Genomic DNA, 16,581 nt, shown 5'->3' with positions numbered 1-16,581 from the left:
TACATAAAAGTTACAATCGATAAGAATAAGACTATAAAAGTTTACATAAATCGCCAAAATTGTGTACACTTAATAAGTGAATGTAAAAATCAAGTTATTTATATTAGAACTTCAAAGAAAAATACTGTAAAATAAGCTAAGTGTTCTTTTATGAAACATTTCACAAACAAAAACGTTATAGCTTATGATTTATTGAAAATGAACTTAATTTTTATGAAGTAGGTGTAAAAAATATGTTGAAAGATAAAAAATTCTCGTCTATGAATCGCTTTACGGGAATTTATTTAGTAGCCGTACTTGTGCTATGGATTAAAACATATATTGTACAAGTCACACAATTTAACTTGGAAGTTAAAGGTGTGTTGCAACAATTTTTACTTGTTATTAATCCACTAGGCGCTGTTGTGTTACTACTCGGTCTGTCTTTCTTCTTTAAGAAAGACAAACGAAAACTAACTGCACTTGTTGTGATCTACACATTGATGACGATTTTATTATTTGCCAATGCTGTATATTATCGCTTCTTCAGTGATTTTATTACGTTGCCAACTGTAACGCAAACACAAAACTTTGGTGATTTAGGCGGTAGTGTACTATCGTTATTAAAATGGTATGACATTCTATTCTTTATTGATGTATTTGCATTAATGTATTTACGTTTCTCAAAGAAAACGCATAAGTTAGTGAATGAAAAACGTGGAACGCTAAAAAATGCTACATTAATTTTAGCTGTATCAGTCGGTTTCTCAATTGTAAACTTAGCATTAGCTGAAATTGATCGTCCACAATTATTATCACGTGGTTTCGACCGCACGTACATCGTAAAATACTTGGGTATGTATAACTACACAGCATATGACACATATGAAACGGTTCAAGCTTCTTCAGAACGTGTACTAGCTGATAGTAGTGATATTACGGATGTATTGAACTATACACGTTCAAACTATGCAAAACCGAATAAAGAATACTTTGGCGCTGCCAAAGATATGAACGTCATCTATTTACATTTGGAGTCGTTCCAAACATTCTTATTGAATTACAAAGTGGATGGTGAGGAAGTAACACCATTCTTAAACAAGTTAATGAAAGACCAAGAGACATTGTATTTCGATAACTTCTTCCACCAAACAGGGCAAGGAAAGACATCAGATGCAGAGTTCATGTTAGAAAACTCATTATTTGGCTTACCACAAGGTTCAGCTTACATTACAAAAGGTCAAAATACGTACCAAGCTGCACCGAATATTCTAAAAGGTGAAGGTTACACATCAGCAGTATTCCACGGGAATAACGGAAGCTTCTGGAACCGTAATGTGATTTATAAGCAATTCGGTTTCGATCATTTCTATGATGCAAGCTTCTATGATACAAGCTCACCAAAAGATATGGCTGAGTATGGTTTATTAGATAAGCCATTCTTTAAACAATCTGAACCATATCTAAAAGAATTACCTGAACCATTCTATACAAAATTGATTACAGTAGGGAACCACTTCCCATATAAAATGGATCAAGATCTTGTGACGATTGGCAAAGAAAAAACAGGTGACCAAAGTGTAGACGATTACTTCCAAACGGCACGTTATTTAGATGAGTCAGTGAAACAATTCTTCCAACAAATGAAGAAAGATGGCTTAGATGATAACACGATGGTTGTTCTATATGGTGACCACTATGGTATTTCAAGCAACCATAACAAAGCGATGGCTCAAATTATGGATAAAGAGATTACACCCTATGAAAATACGAATTTACAACGTGTACCATTATTCATTCATGTACCAGGTATGAAAGGTGGCGTTGATCACACATACGGTGGTCAAATTGACCTTTTACCAACGTTATTACATCTTTTAGGTGTTGATACACAGAAATATGTACAATTGGGTACAGACTTATTATCAAAAGATCATAAAGAAATTGTAGCTTTCCGTAACGGTGGTTTCGCTACTCCTAACTATTTCTTTGTAGATGATAAATATTATGATAATAAAACGGGGGAATTATTAAGCGAAGATCAAATTCCAGAAGCTGAAAAAATTAAAGCTGAAGTGTCAGAGAAATTAAGTATCTCAGATAAGATTGTAAATGGAGATTTACTACGTTTCTACACACCAGAAGGCTTTAAAGCAACGGAACCCTCTACGATAGACTATACAAATAAAGATGCAAAATAAGAAAAAGGTTTCGACATTTGTCGAAACCTTTTTTGTGTTTTAGAAGTTTTCAGCATGTACATCATCAGCTTGTACTTTGTGTAACATTCTTTCAAAGGCGAAGCTAGCTTTAGCTGATGCACAGATGAAGCATTGAGCTTGTTCTAAATAAAGATTTTGTTCTAACTCTTTATATGTTAATCGCTCACATAACCCTTCTTGTGTTACGTATGGTGTGTAGTAAAAGTTTGGAATTGTTTGTTGTAATTGACGGAAATAACGGTCATATACTAACTCGTCACTTTTACGAACAGACCAGTAAAGATGGAATGGTTGTGTTGGATTTTTAGACCAAGCTTTAATATAACTCATCGCTACAGCAATACCACTACCACCAGCAATATAAATGGTTGGTTTTTCAAATTTCGGTAGCTTTCCGTACCCCTTCGTCATGTATAGACGATCTCCGGATTGTAGTTGTGCCATTTTCTTTGTAAATGGTCCAACCTTTTTAAAGATGATGGTTACTTCATCGTCATTCACATCTGCAATCGTGAATGGATGTTCCATACCGTTGATGCGAATCCATGCTGCTTGTCCAAGTTGTGCATGTTTTTTACTGTTCATGTGTAGTTTTAATTCATACATTACAGAGCTTAAAGCTGTAACAGATGCTACGGTTGCATTGCGTCTTGCGAATTTTTTTAGTAGGAATGGGATATAGAATACAAGTGCCACTCCGAAGTACACAATATAAGGGACAGCTGTCATCGGTGTATTGTAGGCGATATTCACTAGAATTACGTGAATAGCCATAAAGATAATCCCGAAGATTTGTAAGTGATGTACCCATTTCATCCAGTCATAACGGATAAAGGAGAACATCTTCATGAATTTCTGTACAATAGAAGGTGTATAACGTAACCATTTTGTTGCTAAGAATAAGATACTCAATCCACCCATAATTAAGAATACATTTTGTGATAGTTCACCGTAGCTACCAGCACCATGTAAACCATGTGGATTATTTACAAAGTCTTCTGTTTGGCTATGAAGAAGAATCGCTGCGATTGCAAGAATTGGTAAAACACGATGGAATTTTTGTGCTACTTCATATTTAATCCATCTTGGACGTGTACCTAAGAATAAGATGAAGCACAGGTAACTATATGCGATTGCACCGAATGATACGGTGACAACGTTCCAAAAAGCGAATCCATGATCTTGTGTTGTAATTTGCCAAAAGATTAATGGAAGTGGTAAAAGAAATATAAGAAATGATAGCCATTTAGCATTCATACGAATCATCCTTTCTGTTAAACCAAGTATAGAAAAGGATGCTGTATTTCAAATGAAGGGTAGCTGAAAATTAGCTGAAAAAAGGAGAATGGGGATATGACACGAATTTTAGCCATTGATGATGAGGAAAGTATTACACAATTTTTGGAGATGGGGCTTGAAGCTGAAGGATATGAAGTAATCACTGCTTCTGAAGGAATGACAGGCATTCAATTAGCAGAGAAATGGAAACCAGATGTTGCCATTGTTGATATTATGATGCCTGGTATGGATGGGTATGAAGTATGTCGTAGTTTGAAAAAATATATAAACTGCCAAGTTATTTTACTTTCTGCAAAAGGAGAAGTGACCGACCGTGTAACGGGGTTAAATGCAGGTGCAGATGATTATATGGTAAAACCATTTAGCTTTGAAGAACTGATTGCGCGTGTACAAGCACGACTGCGCAATACACCACAATATGAAGAACAACTAACAGGGCTTTTTTCAATTGATGACGAACAAAAACAAATCACCTATCAAGGAGAGGCACTTACATTAACGCGTACCGAGTACAAATTATTACGCTATTTTATTCAACATAAAAACAAAGTGCTATCAAAAGAAGCGATTTTGAATGCTGTATGGGGGTACGATTATTACGGAAATGATAATGTCGTTGAAGCGTATATAAAAACGTTGCGTCAAAAGCTACAAGACCCTGAACATCAAGTGATTCAAACATTGAGGGGCTTCGGTTATAAATTGGATGTGACCGAATGAAAAAACAATTACTTGTTCGAACATCGATTATTTTTGCCATTTTATATGTGATACTCGGTATTTTACAAATTGGGATTTTTAAATACTCTGTAGAATACCAACAACAAGATAATGTGAAAATGGCGAGTAAACAATTAGACATAAGAAATGGTGAATTAACACCCGAATCACGTGAGTTACTCGAAAAGCAATTTTTAAATGCTCGCATTGAATGGGATGGAGAAGTAATTCGTTCATTTCGTGGAGATGACGATGATAAAGTCACATCACGTACAATCGAAAGAGAAGTAGCAGGTCAAACACTCAAAGTTTCTTTCCCAACACATGAAGAAAATGAAATTATGTTCACACAATTAATTATTTATACAGTAGTTGTTGCGATTATTTTTACGATTGTTTTTTGGCTATATCAGAAAATCTTACGTCGTACATTGCGTCCATTAGATGAATTATCTGAGCAAGTGCGTGAATTAACCATCGATCAAATGGGAAAAGCAGTCTCAGTTAAACAGGCGCCAATTGAGGTAGAGCAATTAGAAAAGGCGATTCAAAAGATGCAACAACGTGTACAACAAGCCTTTGAAAAAGAGAAGGAGACGAAGAAAGTATTAGAGCAGTTCGTGTCTGATGCATCACATGAATTAAAAACGCCACTTACATCGATTCGTGGTTTTACAGAGGTACTTCTTCGTTCGAATTTTGAAAATGTACAACAAGTAGAAGATTCTGTTACGCAAATTCATCTTCAAACAGAAAGAATGAGTGCTTTGATTGAGAGGCTACTACAGTTATCACGTTTAGATCGCCAAGAACCCTTACAGTTAGAAATGATTAGTTTTAATGAGTTAGTAGAAGATTTAATGCCTGTTTTGGAAGTGCTAGGGGAAAAACGTGAGATGAATTATGTATTACAGTCAGCACAATCACAACAGATGGATGTTATGAAGATGCAACAAGTTGTCATGAATCTCATACAAAATGCCATTCGTTATAGTGACGATAGTTCGAAGATTACGATTAAAGCATATGGCACAAAGCTTGAAGTGATTGATGAAGGTAGAGGAATTGAACAGGAGAAGTTACCTTATATCTTTAGACGATTTTATCGTGTTGATACAGACCGCGCGCGTTCTACTGGTGGTGAAGGTCTTGGGTTAGCGATTGCAAAAGAGATTGTTGAGCAACATGGTGGAACGATTCAAGTAACGAGTACAGTGAATGTGGGAAGCTGCTTTACGATTACATTACCAAAGGAATGAAGCATATGAATACATGGAAACAGAATGCCGCTAATAAAAAGAGTATCGTGTCTTATAGTGGTGGTAAGGATAGTACACTCGCACTTGAATGGGCGATGAAGCAAGGAGAAGTAATGGGCTTACTCGTTATGATGGAGGAACAAGGAGAGCGTTCACGTTCACATGCGACAGGTTCAGAGCTTGTACGCGCGCAGGCAAAAGCAATAGGTCTTCCTGTTTTTGAAGTATCAGCAAGTTGGGCAACTTACGAGGAAGCTTTTGTAGAAGCGTTAAAAGCAGCAAAAGAAGCAGGGGCAGAAGTACTTGTGACAGGAGATATAGATTTACTAGAGCATGGTCTCTGGCATGAACAAGTGGCAGCGCGAGCAGGATTACAGCTCGCTATGCCATTATGGCAAGAAGAACGTAAATCCATTGTAAAAGAAGTTGTAGAAAGAGGATATCGTGCCATTATTGTCACGATAAATGAGTCACTCGGAATGAAGGCATCGGATTTAGGGCGTGAGTTGTCGATTGAGTTCATGAATGAATTGATTGAGCGAGGAATTGACCCATGTGGTGAACAAGGTGAATTTCATACGACAGTTATCGATGGACCCTGTTTTCAACAGGCATTAGATGTGAAATTTGGTCGAGTAGTTCGACAAGACCCTTATGTGTTTTTGGAATTAACGCTGTAGCCATTCATAATCCCAACTAAAATGATAAGCATATTTTTTGAAATTTCGATGTAACACGTTCATAATTTTCTCATAGATATGAGGAGGGAATTTTTGTATGAATGCTTTTGAACCAATTACTTTAAATAATGGTGTGAGATTAAAAAATCGCCTAGTTATGGCCCCTATGACAACATATTCTGGTAATCCAGATGGTACTGTTTCAGATGAGGAGATTGCTTACTATAAAGAACGTTCTGGTGGCGTAAGTGCTGTTATTACAGCTGTTGCCTATGTATCAGAGCATGGTAAGGGATTCCTAGGACAATTCTCAGCGCATGAAGATCGTTATATTGATAGTTTACGTCGTTTAGCGAAAACAATTCAAAGTGGAGGCGCAAAAGCGATTTTGCAAATTTTCCACGCAGGTCGTCAAAGTCCTGCGAATGAAGTACCAGAAGTGGTCGGCGCAACGGATATTACAAGTGATGGACAGCCAACACCACGTGCTTTAACGACAGAAGAAGTACAACAAATTGTACGTGACTTCCATGAAGCGACAAGACGTGCGATTGAAGCAGGCTTTGATGGTGTCGAAATTCATGGTGCAAACACATACCTATTACAACAATTCTTCAGTGGCTTCACGAATAAGCGTACAGATGTGTATGGTGAAGACCGTATGAAATTTATTTTAGAAGTCGTACAAGCTGTACAACAAGCAAAAGAAAAATATGCGAATGACGCATTTATCGTTGGTTACCGTTTCTCTCCAGAAGAGCCTGAAGAAGATGGTATTACAATGGATCAGACACTAGAATTAGTAGATGTTCTAGCAGACCAACCACTTAACTACTTACATGTCTCACAAATGCAGTTTGATTCAGAGCCACGTCGCTATAGTGGTAAAGCGACTACACGTGTAGAAGCACTTCAAGAAACAATCGCAGGCAGACTACCGCTAATTGCAGTAGGTTCAATTTACAGTAAAAAAGATTTAGAGAATGCATCACATATCGGTGCAGACTTACTCGCAATTGGTCGTGAATTATTAATTGAACCACATTGGGTAGAGAAAATTCAACGTGGTGAACAAGTGGAAACAGCACTTGATACGAAAAATCCACCTGTTTTACCAACGACGATGTTTGAAATTATTAAAAGTCGCCCGGGTTGGGTTCCGATGAAATAAGAAGAGGGAGTCATGTGATGTTTTTAAAAAGCTGTCGTTTAAAGAGAGAAGAAGTACAAGATTTTTCTGTATATCCGTTCTCGATTCCGACGATTCATCATTTAGATACTTTATCGCTTAATCAAACTGTTACGTTTTTTGTAGGTGAGAATGGTTCAGGTAAATCAACTTTACTTGAAGCTATTGCCGATCAAATTGGCTTTCATACAGCTGGAGGAAGTCGACAAAATGTAAGAGCTTATAATGTACATGCGAGTGAATCACATTTAGGTGATTACTTACGTCTATCTTGGATGCCCAAAGTGACAGATGGTTTCTTTTTAAGAGCGGAAACATTTTATCAATTTGCATCTCACATTGACGAAGTGGATGAGGATGGTTTTAAATCTTACGGGGGAAAGTCATTGCATCACCAATCGCATGGCGAATCTTTTTTGTCTCTCTTTCAACATCGTTTTCGTGAAAAGGCAATCTATTTATTGGACGAGCCTGAAGCTGCATTGTCTCCAGCAAAGCAGCTGACATTACTGCGGATTTTACATGATTTAGAGAAAGAACAGAATGTACAATTTATTATAGCGACACACTCACCAATTTTACTGGGATACCCCAACGCAAAAATTTATGAATTTGATGAAACGATTCACGAAGTAGCTTATGAAGAAACATCACATGTACAAATCTCCACATACTTTTTGAGAAATCGTGAAAAGATGTTAGAAGAATTATTTAAAGAGGAATAATAGAAAAACGATTTAGTCAGCTTCGACTAAATCGTTTTTCTATTGGTTATTTTTGTAGTTTCTTTCTAATTGATAGATGATGACAAACAAACTACCAAGACCTAACCCAGCAAGCATTAGTAAGCCGATATCCTCTAAAAATGTGACTAAAAATAAGCTTAATAGTATACCTAGTATTAAAAGACCGATGATTTTCAATTTATTGTCTCCTTAGTCTTACTCAGCCGATTCTAAAAGAATACGGTCTGTATCACTGTTTTTATAATAGTAATATTTTTTAGGATCATTTTTGATTTTTACATAAACTAGCCAATTTTTATCTCCGTCTAAGTTAGCTACGAATGGATCTAATACTTCAATGTCAGCTTCTTTTATATTTTTTTCCTTTAATAGATATGTATGAACATCATTTTTAACCAGATACTTTTTAGTTTCGATGTATCCAAAAATAGATAGCCCAATTAAAATCACAATGCCTAAAAATATAACGAATTTTTTCATGTTAAAAAGTCCTTTCTATAATTACTAGTTCAATTATATATGTTTTTTATCCAATTTCATCCATATATTATTTTTTCCTGTAAAAGAGAATAGAACTGTAATAGTATGAAATGTATGTGTTTTACGTTTTACTTCCATGCATTCAAACGAAAAAAAGACCTTCTATCTAATTGTGCGAGATAGAAGGTAAGGGTTCATAAAGCATTTGATTCATTTTTTTAACCTCATGATTTATTTTGTATAAGATAAAATAGCGTTGTTGCATCCTTTTAGCTTTTCTGTAGCAGCATCCTTATTTGTGTACTCAAACATACGAATATCATGAATATTATTGAAAATTGTTACAACCCACATGGTCATTCTCCATTCTTTGTTATATTACAAGTTGTTGTTGTTGTATAACAAAACTTGTTATAAGTTATTCTACATGATTTTTAGAAAAATGGAAGTGTTTTTTACGGTTGTCACAATTTATTCTTATTCGAAGCGTTTTCATAAAAAAGAGCCACTTTAGATTGTTTAAAGTGGCTTATTACAGGTTAGCGTAATGTTTCGCGGTATTGTTCAAGAAGTGCATAACAGCGTTCTCTTGTTGAAGCAGCTAAAGATTCTGTATAGGCAATCTCTGGTGCATATTCGCTATAAGCAGATGCGCTACCAGCATTATAATCACGTTCTTTAATCCAATTACGCTGTATATCACGTAGCACAGTGAATTCGGATGAAGATAGACATGATTTTAATGTGCCATAAATTTCATTTAATAGAGCATCCTACTGCTTATAACTTGTATCAAACGCTTTTAACATAGGGTCAAAGCTATCTTGACGTTCACCGTCTATTGCGTATGCTGCTTCATCGAAATTCTGCCCGATGAGAGTTGCCTTATTCATATAGCTTGCATATAGATTCTCTTTTTGAGGTGTTGTTTGGGTTTTAGGTGTTGTATTTGTTTTGGTCGTTTCTTTTTTTATTTCCTTTTGTTTTGATTCAGCTGTTTTCTTTAAATCAGATCATTCTTTTTGGACAAGGAAAATAGCGTATATTTCTCCATCGTTTGATTGGCTGTTTTGACAGCTTGTTCATATTCTTTTTCTTCTATTAAGTCATGCACGCGGTTCACTTGTTGTAGCTGTTCTACATATTTTTTCGTATTGGCATCTTGTGGATTTTCATTTTTTTGCGAGTTCAAATGATGCCAAAGCCTCTTCCACATCACCTTTTGCAAAAGCGAGCTTACTTTGTTCCACGGCGTTTTTAAAGATAGTATTTTCTGAAGGTTCCTTGCTCTCTTTTTCATTACTACAAGTTGTTAAAAATAGGCTCGTACAAATGATTGTTGTCATTATTTTTTTCACAAAAAAATCATCTTCATTTAAATACATTGTTTCATTGTTATTTCACATTTTCTTGGTATATTAAACAAATTGAAAAAAGGAAGGAAGATTACATGAATGAAAAAGAAGACAACAGAACTGTATAAAACAATTTGGCGATGGCATTTTTACGCAGGAATTTTTGTTGCGCCTTTCTTAATTGTTTTAGCGATTACAGGCGGTACATATTTATTTAAACCACAGATTGAACAAGCACTTTATCATTCATATTATGAAGTGAAAGAAGAAAGTACAAAGATGGATGCAGATGCACAGGTAGCTGTCGTCCAAAAACAATACCCAGAAGGAACAGTTACATCTTTCAAACCAAGTAGTTCGCCTACACGTTCAAGCGAAGTCGGTTTGGCAGAAGGTGATGCCACGTATACAGTCTTTTTAAATCCTTACAATGGTGAAGTGATTAAAAAATTAGATAACCATGATCGTATTATGGATCGAATTGAAGAATTACATGGTGAATTAATGGTGGGAACATGGGGTGACCGTCTGGTTGAACTCGTAACTTGTTGGGTCATTGTTTTAATCATTACAGGGGTTTATTTATGGTTCCCTCGTAAATCAAAAAAAGAAAAAGGCGGTACATTCCTTATTCGTTTTAATAAAGGTGGACGTGCATTGCGTCGCGACTTGCATGCAGTTCCAGCCGTTTGGTTAACAGCAGGTATTGCCTTTTTAATCGCAACAGGGTTACCGTGGTCGGGCTTTTGGGGTACAAACTTCCAATCCATCGTAACGAACACAGGACAGGGGTATCCACCAAGTATTTGGACAGGTAATCCCCCTGATTCTGTGACACAGACGAAAGATTTAACAAAAGTACCGTGGGCAGCAGAAACATTAGAAGTTCCTAAGTCAACCGTAATTCCAAATTATGAACGTGTATCACTTACAACAATTGAAGAAAATGCTGAAAAACGTGGTGTACCAGAAGGCTATAAAATTGTCATGCCGCAAACAGCAGAAGGTGTGTACACAATCTCTGCTTTCCCGAATAAAGCACAAGATGAAGTAACAATGCATTTAGATCAGTACACAGGTGCGGTATTAACTGATTATCGTTATGACAACTATGGTTGGATGGGTAAGGCGATTGCACTCGGTATTACACTTCATAAAGGAACACAGTTTGGACTTATCAATCAATTAATTAGTGTGCTTATCTGTATTGGCATTGTGTTAGTAGTATGTAGCGGTATTTATTTATGGTGGAAACGAAAACCGAGCCATCAATTAGGTGCACCAAAATCAGGTAGCGCACGTCATGCCTATGGTTTTTACATCTTATTAGTCGTATTAGGAATCATCTTCCCATTAGTTGGTTTATCACTTATTGTGATTTTCTTACTCGACTTTTTAGTAATTCGTCGCGTAGCAAAACTGAAAAAATTCTTTAATGCATAGGAGGCACGAAATGATAAAATCAAAACTCATGTATGTAGTCGTTTTCGCATTGATTTTCGTGCTAGCAGGCTGTGAAACACGTTCCGATGCAAATACACTATATAAAAAAGAACAACCGTTAGAAGTTCAATTTTTATCGAAAGAAGCGTATGAAAAAGAGGGAGAGCATACGATTCACTTTAAACTATTACAAGATGGTCAATCTGCGAAAGATCTTCAGTTTACACATATCTCGATTTGGAATGTAGATCGCTCGGTGACATTAGATATGACAGCCGCTTTAGAGGAGAAAGACGGGACATTTACGTTCCCATTCGACTTTAAAAAACCTGGACTATACTATGTACAGATTCACGCAGGAACAAAAACAGAAACCATCTCACCAACACAACGTTTATTAGTTGGGAAACTATCGAAAAAAGATACAGATGCATTACAATCGAATACACCATCTTCAAATGGCGGTGGAGGACACCATCATTAGAAAAATAAGAAGAGATCTCTTTTTAGCGTTCGAAACGAAAAACTGGAACTGCGCTACAGCGCGATTCCAGTTTTTCTTATGCTCATGTGGGATGTGTTTTTTTGCACTTATGCTCCAGACTCTCTTCATATTAGTAATGATATTTAACTTGTACAATTTGAATTTTATCAATCGTCACAATATAGACGAGTCGATTCGTATCATCTATTCGACGTGACCATGCACCTGAGAGACCGAATTTTAAGGGTTCAGGCTTTCCAATCCCTTCGAATGGTTCGCGTAAAATAGCATCGATTAATTTGTTAATACGTTTTAATGTTTTTTTATCTTCGCTTTGCCAAGATACATATTCTTGCCAAGCCTGCTGCGAAAATTCTAGATTTAATTTTTTCATTCGTCTGTGTCATCATCTTGCAATTTCAGGTTTGCCCAATCTTCAGGTGTTAGTATATGCGTATTTTGATGATCTAGTTGTTTTAAAGAAGTAGTAAGAGCTTCTTGATTGGCAGTTGTTCCTAATAAATGAAGTGTTTCTTGCCACGAGTTATACTCAGCTTCAGAAATCATTACGACATTTCTTTTTTTAGGGCGTGTAATAATAACCGTTTCATTATAATCAAACACATCATCGGTAATCGCTTTTAGATTTTCGCGAAAATCACTTACTGTATATGCATGGATTGCCATTTTTATTGCCTCCTTTTGCGAATCAGATGGTACTTTTATTATAGGTGATAATATATTTTTGTACAATATTCTGTACAAAAATATTTGTGGTATAGGAGATTATATGAAATCGTCAATACAAATAAATATTAGATGAGTAGAAAAAGTTTTTCCTTTGTGAATGGAAATATATTTGAAAAGTACGTTACTATATAAATAGGACGTACTTTTTATTTTATACAAAGGGGATGAGAAAGTATGGATGAACGTTATCCGATTGGTCGCTTTGATGTACCAGAAGAAGTGGACGGTGCGAAATTAACAGCTTGGCTATACGAGATTGAAGCACTACCACGTTTATTAAATCAAACGGTTATGCATTTAGAAGAGGATCAATTACAAAAAACATATCGTGAGGGTAGTTGGACGGTAAAGCAAGTGGTGCATCATATTGCGGATAGTCATATGAATAGTTATATTCGTATGAAGCTAGCGGTGACAGAAAATAATCCGACGATTTCAACATATGAAGAACAGTTATGGGCTGAGTTAGCAGACTATACATTACCTGTGGAAGTATCATTACAATTAATTGCTTCGCTTCATCAACGCTGGTTACACTTTTTACGCTCATTGACGGAAGAACAATTGCAAAAGAAATTCGTCTATCCAAATGGAGAAGCGATTCAAGTAAAGCAAGCTATTGGTTTATATGCATGGCATGGCAATCACCATTTAGCGCATATTAAACAAGCCATTTCATAAATCCAAAAGGGAGTGATGAACGTGCGTGATGAAGATTTAATGCAGTTACATTTAGATGTACTGTACCAACAAAATGAAGCAGGCGCATTAACGGTAATGAATGAACCACCATTTGAACCAGCACCGACAGTTCATATTGGTGTAACAAGAGATGGGAAGCAGATGCGCTTTTCGTCGCGAGTAGATGAAGTATTTAAAAAGCGTTTAGAAAATACGATTCAAGATGCAGATGAAGATTTACTCGTTGATTTAATTCATCAGCTAATGAATCGCGCAGATTTACATGAATTCCGTATGGGACCAACCTATGTGTTCCCTACAATTGAAGAAATCTCGCCTAAGGTTTTACACGTAACGGAGCAACATAAAGAGCTATTAAAAGACGATTTCCTATTCACTTATATGAATTTTGATATGAAGCAACCCTGTTATGTAGTCATGGAGTTAGACCGCATTGCATCGATTTGTTGTACAGCTAGACAAAGTGCAGTAGCAGCTGAAGCAAGCGTCTACACACATCCTAAATCAAGAGGAAAAGGGTACGGTGCAGCAGTGGCACAAGCGTGGGCAAGAGATGTGCAACGCCAAGGACGCGTCGCACTCTACAGCACAACATGGGATAACTTTGCTTCACAAGGCATCGCCCGTACATTGAACATGAGCCAATACGGTGTGGACGTGTCGATTGAATAAGTAAAGAACAACACTTTCAATTTTAGAAAGGGGTTATTCAAAGATGAAAATGCGAGAATATCGTCGGGGAGAAAAACCAAATGATCGAGATCATCATGGTGGAGAAGAACAACGTACGCAAACATTTCGTCGTAAACGCGCACTTGGCTTTTTGGAGATGCTCTATGTGAAACAAGAAACATTAAAAGATCAACTACAGCGGGAAGAATTTGCGAGTAGTCGACCAGTGATTGAAGGCGAATTAAAAGCGGTTGAAATGATTATCGAAGAGTTTAAAAATGTCTTTCAAGTGGAACGCTCTGAAATAGAGGAGGGGGAAAACGAATGATGGAACAAGTAAATAAATACGCAGATAGGTACTTTGGAAATGAAGATGAGCATTTACAACATATTTTAAAAACAATTGAAGAGCATGGTATGAAAAATATCTCGGTTTCAAATGCGACAGGAAAATGGCTGACGCTTCTTGCGACATTAAAGCAATCAAAAAAAGCATTAGAAATAGGTGCTTTAGGTGGTTATAGTGGGCTCTGTATTGCGCGAGGTTTAGCAGAAGGTGGCACACTTCTATCATTAGAATTAGAGCCAGAATATGCGAAACTAGCGAAAGAAAACCTCATGCGCGCAGGATATGGTGAAGTTGTAGACTATCGTATTGGAGATGCGTTAACATCTTTGAAGCAGTTAAAAGAAGACCAAGAAACATTTGATTTCTTCCTTATTGACGCGGATAAAGAGCGTTATAAACATTATTTAGATGCTTGCGTAGACATTGCAGAAGATGGTACAGTTATTGTTATGGATAACGTGTTGGTGCTAGGTGGCGTAGCAGACGAAACGGTTAAAGATTCTTTACCTGAACATTTACAAGAACGTACACGTATTATGCGTGAATATAATGAATATGTATCACAGCACCCACATCTATTTTCAGTACTACTACCAATCGGTGATGGGTTAATTTGTTCTATTGTTAAAAAGTGATTCGAAGTAAACATATAGCGATTGTCTAAATAAATGTTTTTTTCATATAATATGAGAGCAAAATAGGCAAATTCGGAGGTACACAGATGACAAAAGAACAGTGGATGCAAAAAACAATTGAACTAGCTTATGAGAATACAGTGAATGGTGGAAAGCCTTTCGGTGCCATCATTGTCAAAAATGATGATATTGTAGCAGTTGGTGTGAATGAAGTGTTAGAAACACATGACCCAACAGCACACGCTGAATTACTCGCGATTCGTCGTGCAACAGAGAAGTTACAAACAACAGATTTATCGGATTGTCAGCTATATGCAAGTGGTGAACCATGCCCGATGTGTATGGGTGCGATTTACTGGGCAAACTTTAAAGATGTATATTATGCCTATTCTTCAGAAGAAGAAGAACAAGCAGGTCTTGGAACATCACATGTCTATGCACAACTTGCTTTACCACGTGAAGAACGTGAGATTCAATTGCAGCACGTTGAACGCCAAGCAGAAACGAATGATGCGTTTGCATTATGGATTGAAAAACAACAATAAGTTTAAAAACAGAAAGAATCGTGCATATACGGTTCTTTTTTTGACAAAGGAGGTTTTTGTATGACAGCGTCCATTATTTTTGTCGCCTTTACAGCAGGTCTCGTTTTAGCAGTACGTTCAATCTTAAAAGCAACACGAAAGTCTACGAATTAAGAAGTTGAAAGGGAATCGCATATTGCGGTTCTTTTTTTATTTTAAAAAAGCTGCATTTTGGTACAATAAGGAAAAGGGGTGGATGATGTGGAAATTCAATATGCAACGAAAGCGGATCTAGAAAAGGTTGTGCCATTATTTCAAGGATACTTACAGTTTTATGGTCGCCAATTTGAAGAACAAGAAGTGGTGACTTTTATTAAAAAGCGTTTAACAAACGATGATGCCATCATTTTATATGCAGAACATGAAGGAAAAGCAATTGGATTTACGCAACTCTATCCAAGTTTTTCATCACTTGCATTAAAACGCGCATATATTTTAAATGATTTATTCGTTGAAGAGTCTCACCGAAAGTTAGGTGCGGCGAGAGCCTTGATGGAGGAAGCATTTGTATTTTGTGAACAAATGGGTGCAGCGTACATCACGCTTGAGACACATCCAGATAATGTAGATGCTCAAAAACTATATGAAGATATCGGTATGCAACGAGATGATGAATATTGGCATTATACGAAAGAATTTAAATAGAACGTGAAAACAGGCTGGGACATAAGGGCAAAAAACACATCTTATATGAGCATAAGAAAAACTGGAATCGCGCTGTAGCACGGTTCCGGTTTTTCGTTGCGAACGCTAAAAAAGGAAAATGACATGTTTTGTCCCAGCCTGTTTTCTTTTCTTGTATAATAAAGTCAAACGGAATAATAGAAGTTGGTACAAGTGTATGGCACTTGTTTAAAAGGGAAGAACGGTGAAAGTCCGTCGCTGTCCCGCAACTGTAAGTAGGAGTGCTTTTCGATAAACCACTGTCTTATGAGATGGGAAGGTGAAAAGTGCATTGAATACGAGCCAGGAGACCTGCCAATCTTCGAGTACAACCAAAAACCTACGCGGATAGGAGGTGTTTGAGTATGCG

22 protein-coding genes, 1 pseudogene and 1 riboswitch are annotated in these 16,581 nt (G+C 36.6%); of the genes and pseudogenes, 14 read left to right on the top strand and 9 right to left on the bottom strand.

Annotated elements, in window-relative coordinates:
- The first annotated feature begins 233 nt into the window (after positions 1-233).
- Positions 234-2,180 carry a lipoteichoic acid synthase gene (gene ltaS, locus QN089_RS14305; RefSeq protein WP_285215584.1) on the top strand — a complete coding sequence of 649 codons (1,947 nt, stop codon included), beginning with the start codon at positions 234-236 and terminating at the stop codon, positions 2,178-2,180.
- Positions 2,181-2,219: 39 nt separating this feature from the next.
- On the opposite strand, the gene QN089_RS14300 is transcribed toward ltaS, so the two are convergent.
- Positions 2,220-3,458, bottom strand: a complete 1,239-nt coding sequence (locus QN089_RS14300) for a ferric reductase-like transmembrane domain-containing protein (RefSeq protein ID WP_285215583.1) — start codon at positions 3,456-3,458, stop codon at positions 2,220-2,222.
- Between the two features lie 96 nt (positions 3,459-3,554).
- Here QN089_RS14300 and QN089_RS14295 point away from each other — a divergent pair, with 96 nt between their 5' ends.
- The 5 genes from QN089_RS14295 (at position 3,555) to QN089_RS14275 (ending at position 8,073) form a co-directional block, all read left to right on the top strand.
- Positions 3,555-4,220 (top strand): response regulator transcription factor, encoded by a 666-nt coding sequence (locus QN089_RS14295; RefSeq protein WP_285215582.1) that lies wholly within the window; start codon positions 3,555-3,557, stop codon positions 4,218-4,220.
- Complete coding sequence (locus tag QN089_RS14290; RefSeq protein WP_285215581.1) at positions 4,217-5,479, top strand: sensor histidine kinase; 1,263 nt, start codon at positions 4,217-4,219, stop codon at positions 5,477-5,479. Before QN089_RS14295 ends, QN089_RS14290 begins: the two co-directional genes overlap by 4 nt.
- 5 nt (positions 5,480-5,484) lie before the next feature.
- Positions 5,485-6,159: a Dph6-related ATP pyrophosphatase gene (locus QN089_RS14285; RefSeq protein WP_285215580.1), complete on the top strand. Its 675-nt coding sequence runs from the start codon at positions 5,485-5,487 to the stop codon at positions 6,157-6,159.
- 97 nt (positions 6,160-6,256) lie between these two features.
- Entirely contained in the window at positions 6,257-7,330 is a 1,074-nt protein-coding gene (locus QN089_RS14280; protein WP_285215579.1) for an NADH-dependent flavin oxidoreductase, read from the top strand.
- Between the two features lie 17 nt (positions 7,331-7,347).
- Positions 7,348-8,073, top strand: coding sequence for an AAA family ATPase (locus QN089_RS14275; protein ID WP_285216441.1), 726 nt, complete (start codon positions 7,348-7,350; stop codon positions 8,071-8,073).
- A gap of 39 nt (positions 8,074-8,112) precedes the next feature.
- On the opposite strand, the gene QN089_RS14270 is transcribed toward QN089_RS14275, so the two are convergent.
- The 6 genes and pseudogenes from QN089_RS14270 to QN089_RS14245 form a co-directional block, all read right to left on the bottom strand.
- Positions 8,113-8,271, bottom strand: a complete 159-nt coding sequence (locus QN089_RS14270) for a hypothetical protein (protein ID WP_156422317.1) — start codon at positions 8,269-8,271, stop codon at positions 8,113-8,115.
- Positions 8,272-8,289: 18 nt separating this feature from the next.
- A complete protein-coding gene (locus QN089_RS14265; protein WP_068450310.1) occupies positions 8,290-8,574 on the bottom strand; it encodes a DUF3139 domain-containing protein in 285 nt (94 codons plus the stop codon).
- Between the two features lie 231 nt (positions 8,575-8,805).
- On the bottom strand, positions 8,806-8,928 hold the full coding sequence (locus tag QN089_RS14260; RefSeq protein WP_285215578.1) for a hypothetical protein: 123 nt from the start codon (positions 8,926-8,928) through the stop codon (positions 8,806-8,808).
- A gap of 185 nt (positions 8,929-9,113) precedes the next feature.
- Positions 9,114-9,335, bottom strand: a pseudogene (locus QN089_RS14255) (lysozyme inhibitor LprI family protein); the annotation flags it as partial.
- 242 nt (positions 9,336-9,577) lie between these two features.
- A complete protein-coding gene (locus QN089_RS14250; RefSeq protein ID WP_285215577.1) occupies positions 9,578-9,766 on the bottom strand; it encodes a hypothetical protein in 189 nt (62 codons plus the stop codon).
- Complete coding sequence (locus tag QN089_RS14245) at positions 9,747-9,932, bottom strand: hypothetical protein (RefSeq protein WP_285215576.1); 186 nt, start codon at positions 9,930-9,932, stop codon at positions 9,747-9,749. The genes QN089_RS14250 and QN089_RS14245 overlap by 20 nt, the downstream gene beginning before the upstream one ends.
- A gap of 96 nt (positions 9,933-10,028) precedes the next feature.
- Here QN089_RS14245 and QN089_RS14240 point away from each other — a divergent pair, with 96 nt between their 5' ends.
- Positions 10,029-11,372, top strand: a complete 1,344-nt coding sequence (locus QN089_RS14240; protein WP_087681040.1) for a PepSY-associated TM helix domain-containing protein — start codon at positions 10,029-10,031, stop codon at positions 11,370-11,372.
- Positions 11,373-11,382: 10 nt separating this feature from the next.
- Positions 11,383-11,856 (top strand): FixH family protein, encoded by a 474-nt coding sequence (locus QN089_RS14235; protein WP_068450317.1) that lies wholly within the window; start codon positions 11,383-11,385, stop codon positions 11,854-11,856.
- A gap of 130 nt (positions 11,857-11,986) precedes the next feature.
- Here QN089_RS14235 and QN089_RS14230 read toward each other — a convergent pair whose 3' ends face one another.
- Complete coding sequence (locus QN089_RS14230) at positions 11,987-12,250, bottom strand: Txe/YoeB family addiction module toxin (RefSeq protein WP_285215575.1); 264 nt, start codon at positions 12,248-12,250, stop codon at positions 11,987-11,989.
- Complete coding sequence (locus tag QN089_RS14225; protein WP_285215574.1) at positions 12,247-12,543, bottom strand: type II toxin-antitoxin system Phd/YefM family antitoxin; 297 nt, start codon at positions 12,541-12,543, stop codon at positions 12,247-12,249. Before QN089_RS14225 ends, QN089_RS14230 begins: the two co-directional genes overlap by 4 nt.
- 237 nt (positions 12,544-12,780) lie before the next feature.
- Between QN089_RS14225 and QN089_RS14220 the strand changes: the two genes are divergently transcribed.
- From QN089_RS14220 to QN089_RS14195, 6 genes are all read left to right on the top strand, one after another.
- Positions 12,781-13,287 carry a YfiT family bacillithiol transferase gene (locus QN089_RS14220; RefSeq protein ID WP_068450318.1) on the top strand — a complete coding sequence of 169 codons (507 nt, stop codon included), beginning with the start codon at positions 12,781-12,783 and terminating at the stop codon, positions 13,285-13,287.
- 21 nt (positions 13,288-13,308) lie between these two features.
- Positions 13,309-13,980, top strand: coding sequence for a GNAT family N-acetyltransferase (locus QN089_RS14215; RefSeq protein ID WP_285215573.1), 672 nt, complete (start codon positions 13,309-13,311; stop codon positions 13,978-13,980).
- A gap of 43 nt (positions 13,981-14,023) precedes the next feature.
- The gene (locus QN089_RS14210; RefSeq protein ID WP_068450322.1) at positions 14,024-14,308 is read left to right on the top strand and encodes a hypothetical protein; all 285 of its coding nucleotides are present in this window, start codon (positions 14,024-14,026) and stop codon (positions 14,306-14,308) included.
- On the top strand, positions 14,308-14,964 hold the full coding sequence (locus tag QN089_RS14205) for an O-methyltransferase (RefSeq protein WP_285216439.1): 657 nt from the start codon (positions 14,308-14,310) through the stop codon (positions 14,962-14,964). Before QN089_RS14210 ends, QN089_RS14205 begins: the two co-directional genes overlap by 1 nt.
- Positions 14,965-15,050: 86 nt before the next feature.
- The gene (locus QN089_RS14200; protein ID WP_285215572.1) at positions 15,051-15,509 is read left to right on the top strand and encodes a nucleoside deaminase; all 459 of its coding nucleotides are present in this window, start codon (positions 15,051-15,053) and stop codon (positions 15,507-15,509) included.
- Positions 15,510-15,749: 240 nt separating this feature from the next.
- Entirely contained in the window at positions 15,750-16,193 is a 444-nt protein-coding gene (locus tag QN089_RS14195) for a GNAT family N-acetyltransferase (protein WP_285215571.1), read from the top strand.
- 167 nt (positions 16,194-16,360) lie between these two features.
- Positions 16,361-16,545: riboswitch (cobalamin riboswitch) on the top strand.
- Positions 16,546-16,581 lie beyond the last annotated feature (36 nt).

It is taken from the genome of Kurthia sp. YJT4 (assembly GCF_030219945.1).
In the GTDB taxonomy this organism is placed as follows: domain Bacteria; phylum Bacillota; class Bacilli; order Bacillales_A; family Planococcaceae; genus Kurthia; species Kurthia gibsonii.
This window is presented reverse-complemented; position numbering and strand designations above follow the sequence as displayed.

Coding starts and splice junctions, on each gene's coding strand:
- QN089_RS14265 (WP_068450310.1), bottom strand. CDS start 8,574: ATGAAAAAATTCGTTATATTTTTAGGCATTGTGATTTTAATTGGGCTA.
- QN089_RS14285 (WP_285215580.1), top strand. CDS start 5,485: ATGAATACATGGAAACAGAATGCCGCTAATAAAAAGAGTATCGTGTCT.
- QN089_RS14220 (WP_068450318.1), top strand. CDS start 12,781: ATGGATGAACGTTATCCGATTGGTCGCTTTGATGTACCAGAAGAAGTG.
- ltaS (WP_285215584.1), top strand. CDS start 234: ATGTTGAAAGATAAAAAATTCTCGTCTATGAATCGCTTTACGGGAATT.
- QN089_RS14290 (WP_285215581.1), top strand. CDS start 4,217: ATGAAAAAACAATTACTTGTTCGAACATCGATTATTTTTGCCATTTTA.
- QN089_RS14210 (WP_068450322.1), top strand. CDS start 14,024: ATGAAAATGCGAGAATATCGTCGGGGAGAAAAACCAAATGATCGAGAT.
- QN089_RS14230 (WP_285215575.1), bottom strand. CDS start 12,250: ATGAAAAAATTAAATCTAGAATTTTCGCAGCAGGCTTGGCAAGAATAT.
- QN089_RS14280 (WP_285215579.1), top strand. CDS start 6,257: ATGAATGCTTTTGAACCAATTACTTTAAATAATGGTGTGAGATTAAAA.
- QN089_RS14235 (WP_068450317.1), top strand. CDS start 11,383: ATGATAAAATCAAAACTCATGTATGTAGTCGTTTTCGCATTGATTTTC.
- QN089_RS14225 (WP_285215574.1), bottom strand. CDS start 12,543: ATGGCAATCCATGCATATACAGTAAGTGATTTTCGCGAAAATCTAAAA.
- QN089_RS14260 (WP_285215578.1), bottom strand. CDS start 8,928: ATGTGGGTTGTAACAATTTTCAATAATATTCATGATATTCGTATGTTT.
- QN089_RS14275 (WP_285216441.1), top strand. CDS start 7,348: ATGTTTTTAAAAAGCTGTCGTTTAAAGAGAGAAGAAGTACAAGATTTT.
- QN089_RS14295 (WP_285215582.1), top strand. CDS start 3,555: ATGACACGAATTTTAGCCATTGATGATGAGGAAAGTATTACACAATTT.
- QN089_RS14200 (WP_285215572.1), top strand. CDS start 15,051: ATGACAAAAGAACAGTGGATGCAAAAAACAATTGAACTAGCTTATGAG.
- QN089_RS14240 (WP_087681040.1), top strand. CDS start 10,029: ATGAAAAAGAAGACAACAGAACTGTATAAAACAATTTGGCGATGGCAT.
- QN089_RS14300 (WP_285215583.1), bottom strand. CDS start 3,458: ATGAATGCTAAATGGCTATCATTTCTTATATTTCTTTTACCACTTCCA.
- QN089_RS14205 (WP_285216439.1), top strand. CDS start 14,308: ATGGAACAAGTAAATAAATACGCAGATAGGTACTTTGGAAATGAAGAT.